Raw genomic sequence first — 3,749 nt, forward strand, 5'->3', positions numbered from 1 at the left:
TGTAGGTAAATCTTTACATAAACTGATGTTTTATTACGAAATAACATCTGCAAACGATGCTATAAATAACTTCTTTAAGTTGTTGGATATAGTTGCATAAAATAATCAGGTATATATCATAAATCGTCGTGATGGGGAGAATGTTGCTTTGATTACAGAATCTGATTTGAGGAGTTTAGTAGAGACAGTTTATCTGTTAAGAAGCCCTACCAATGCAATGCGCCTGCTGGATGCAATTGAGGAGTCTAAGGCTGGAAAAATCAAACCTCAAACCATTGAAGAACTTTACTCTGAGTTGGGCATTGAGCAAGCATAAGAAGAAAAGGGCTGAATCCGATCAAGTAAAGCCAGTGGTTGTTAAGCCAATTTCCCGACTGTAGTAAGTAATTTCTTGGAATCGCTATTTAGGAGCAACCCTTCTCTGTCTTCGACATCTGAAAGATCTTCCAGCATTTCTAATAAATAACCGTTTGGTTCTGCTACACACCAACAATAGGGATTCATTTTGTCCGGATGTCCTTCTGGTAAATCTGTTGCTACCATAGTTTGATAATGCCTAGCCAGAAGCTTCGCTAACCACAAATAGTCTTTCCCTAGTGAAACTCCCTTTGTATAGGAAATAGTTATATCCATAGGAAAACCTATGTCATAGTCATTTATCATTACAAATGCTTCGGCTTGACTATCAGGATAGTTTAAGGTTTCACATCTTAAATCGAGGGTTTGATATCAAAATTCAATCAACTCATATTCATCTACTACTTTATTTAGGTAAAATTCCATTTCTGGAACATAACTTACGGCGGTTTGCATAACCATCAGGTACACAAAACGGGCTAAGATAGGATTACATTGTCTTATGAAGGTTTTTGATATGACAAGTTTATTACAGTATGTCACGAATGAGCAGGGAGAACGAGTTGGGGTTTTATTGGATTGGAACACCTATTCTCGACTCGCTAATCCATTAGGGTTGGATGAGGAGTGTTTACTTGGTTTGAGTGTAGATGAGTTAGAAGCACTGGCAACTTGTAAATTGGCTGTGGCAGATCAAACTCGTTTGGATGATTTAGTGGCCAGAAATGTAGAATCATTGCTCTGCACTGATGAGGTGGCTGAGTTAGATGACTTGTTGGGAAAGGCGGATCAATTGACCATTCTCAAAACTCGCGCCAGATATATATACAATCTCTGTGCTTATAAAATGGGACAACGGCAGCGTGAGTGTTTAGATTCGGATTGAGTTACAGGGACAAATTCGTAATCGCTTTAGTTATTCTATTTATCGACAATTTTGATTCTTATTTTTCAGACGTTGAGCGAGTAAACAATCCTCAAAGCTCAATGCTTCTTCGTCTAGGAAGTTGGAAATTGCCATTTCAATGGTAGCTTCGAGGGAACATTCGAATTCCGTAGACTTTTCCTGGAGTGCAACCTTTATGTAGTCAGGCAGTGCGGCTCGTTCTAAGTAAGAGCCTCCCGTAAGAGGGAGAGGTACGACTTAGGGGCGCGAGGTAAAAATCCTCAAACCTAACTGTCTGTTGAATAGTGGTGAAAGTCCACTCCATTAGAAGATATGTGACTCCTTATCTGGCCACACCGAGATAGGCGGCAACCTATCAGAGTGACGCTGGCATCAGGGCGGAATCAGAGGTAATTCAGATGTGCCACACTGCCGCTAAAAGGGAGGCGACATGGGTAACAGTAGCAAAAGTCCTGAAAAAGTGTCTTATTACAAAGCCGCAATCTGACTAGCAATGCGAGACTTCACTCTTTTATCCTCACGGAGTTTTTGCCTGGATATCCGTAATCTTCGAGGAAAGAGTAGGCAAATTGGACTGCCCTAAATCGTCAAAATAATCTAACAGACGGAACGAGTAAAAACGACAGCAACAATGAGTCTGTGGAAAGGTCGAAACCTCAGTAAGCTATGCCAAGCCTAATCCTCACTGTCGGGTAAGATGCAGTCGAATAACTGACTGCGGGTATCAAAATATACAAACCTTAGGAGAGCATAGGTAGACGCATGTCAAAACGATATAGCGACCTCTGGAAAAGCCAAAAGTGGAAAAAACTCCGCCAAAATCTTTTCCGCCTACAAAAGAGAGTATATAAAGCAGTTCGAGCCGGTGACCGGAAGAAGGCACGGTCGTTACAGAAACTGATTCTGAAATCCCGCGCTGCCCAACTTTTGGCTGTCCGTCAGGTAACACAACTAAATAAAGGGAAAAGAACGGCTGGAATTGATGGCCTGTCAAGCCTCAATTACAGACAACGAATGGAATTGGTAGAAACATTGAACCACTATGGCCACGACTGGAAACATAGCGGACTACGTGAAATCCCTATACCTAAAAAGAATGGGAAAATAAGGATGTTGAAAATACCGACCATCAATGACAGAGCCTGGCAGTGTCTAATTAAATTCGCGCTGGAGCCAGCTCACGAAGCAGGATTCAGCAAAGATAGTTACGGATTCCGAACAGGAAGGTGCGCCCAAGACGTTCAAAAACGCCTATTCAACCACCTAAAATCCGACAAAAACGGAATCACAAAAAGGGTCATCGAATTAGACATCAAAAAGTGCTTTGACCGTATCTCCCATACCTCAATAATGGAGAGGGTTATAGCCCCCACATCTATAAAAACGGGAATATTCCGCTGCCTTAAAGCCGGGGTAAACCTAGAGTTCCCTGAATTCCCTGAATTCCTCGAACAAGGAACCCCTCAAGGGGGAGTGGTCAGCCCTCTTCTAGCTAACATCGCACTCGACGGAATAGAGGACATACACACTAGTCTGAGGTACGCCGATGACATGGTATTTATCCTAAAGCCAAAAGACAATGCCACGAAGATATTAGACAAAGTCAAAGTCTTCCTAGCAGAACGCGGGATGGAAATCAGCGAAGAAAAGACCAAGCTGACTAAAGCGACAGACGGATTTAACTTCCTGGGGTGGAATTTTCGAGTCCAGAAAAACGGAAAATTCCGGTCAATTCCCTCAGAGGAAAACCACCGGAATATACGGAAGAAGATTAAAGCCGTTGTTAACAACTCGAATTATGGCGCTAAAGTAAAAGCCGAGAAACTAGCATCCATTGTACGTGGATGGCGGAACTACCATAATAGCTGCGATATGAGCAGCGCTCGGGATTCTTTGTGGTTCATGCGCAACACTGCCCACCGAAAATTCCTAAAGGAAAAGAAAGTAAGTCGGTATAGAGCTAATGAACTATGTAAAAAAGCATTCCCAAAAGTAGGGTATAAACAAAACCAACACGTGAACGTAAGGGGCACCAAGTCACCCTACGATGGTGACCTGGTGTATTGGAGTCAGCGGAATTCACGCCTATACTCCAACGCTACGTCAGAAGCTTTGAAAAAGCAAAGCCATTCCTGCGGATATTGCGGGTTAAGGTTCACGGAAGACGAGGATGTACATCTTCATCACATAGATGAAAACCACGACAACTGGTCAAAAAAGAACCTATTAGCAGTTCATCGAAGCTGCCACCAGCAGTTACACTGGAGTCAAAAAGATACCTAGGAGCCGTGTGAGGCGAAAGTTTCATGCACGGTTCTGGAGCGGAGGTGCTCCCCGTAATAGGGGACATCGACCGTAATAAATCTAACCAAGACATTGAGCTTTTCCTGTCTAAAAAGCCTAGCATTTTGAAGCGCATACTAAGTCAAGCCAAACGCTCTCTGGCTGATGCGGCTTCTGTAAATACAACCCGTTGGAAGCTATA

At 42.9% G+C, this 3,749-nt stretch carries 4 protein-coding genes; 3 read left to right on the forward strand and 1 reads right to left on the reverse strand.

Annotation, left to right across the window (positions count from 1 at the left end; all coding sequences use genetic code 11):
* Nucleotides 1–118 precede the first annotated feature (118 nt).
* Entirely contained in the window at nucleotides 119–316 is a 198-nt protein-coding gene (locus F6K49_RS37010; protein WP_366514273.1) for a hypothetical protein, read from the forward strand.
* 41 nt (nucleotides 317–357) lie between these two features.
* On the opposite strand, the gene F6K49_RS37015 is transcribed toward F6K49_RS37010, so the two are convergent.
* Nucleotides 358–633, reverse strand: coding sequence for a hypothetical protein (locus tag F6K49_RS37015; protein WP_293104974.1), 276 nt, complete (start codon nucleotides 631–633; stop codon nucleotides 358–360).
* A 226-nt stretch (nucleotides 634–859) separates the two neighbouring features.
* Between F6K49_RS37015 and F6K49_RS37020 the strand changes: the two genes are divergently transcribed.
* Both F6K49_RS37020 and F6K49_RS37025 read left to right on the forward strand, forming a co-directional pair.
* Nucleotides 860–1,243: a hypothetical protein gene (locus F6K49_RS37020; protein WP_293104980.1), complete on the forward strand. Its 384-nt coding sequence runs from the start codon at nucleotides 860–862 to the stop codon at nucleotides 1,241–1,243.
* A gap of 783 nt (nucleotides 1,244–2,026) precedes the next feature.
* A complete protein-coding gene (locus F6K49_RS37025; RefSeq protein WP_293104983.1) occupies nucleotides 2,027–3,547 on the forward strand; it encodes a reverse transcriptase domain-containing protein in 1,521 nt (506 codons plus the stop codon).
* The last annotated feature ends 202 nt before the right edge of the window (nucleotides 3,548–3,749 follow it).

This window comes from Moorena sp. SIO3I6 (genome assembly GCF_010672095.1).

What these genes read in the sequence shown, in the direction of transcription:
- F6K49_RS37020 (WP_293104980.1), top strand. Translation starts at nt 860, where the DNA reads ATGAAGGTTTTTGATATGACAAGTTTATTACAGTATGTCACGAATGAG.
- F6K49_RS37015 (WP_293104974.1), bottom strand. Translation starts at nt 633, where the DNA reads ATGGATATAACTATTTCCTATACAAAGGGAGTTTCACTAGGGAAAGAC.
- F6K49_RS37025 (WP_293104983.1), top strand. Translation starts at nt 2,027, where the DNA reads ATGTCAAAACGATATAGCGACCTCTGGAAAAGCCAAAAGTGGAAAAAA.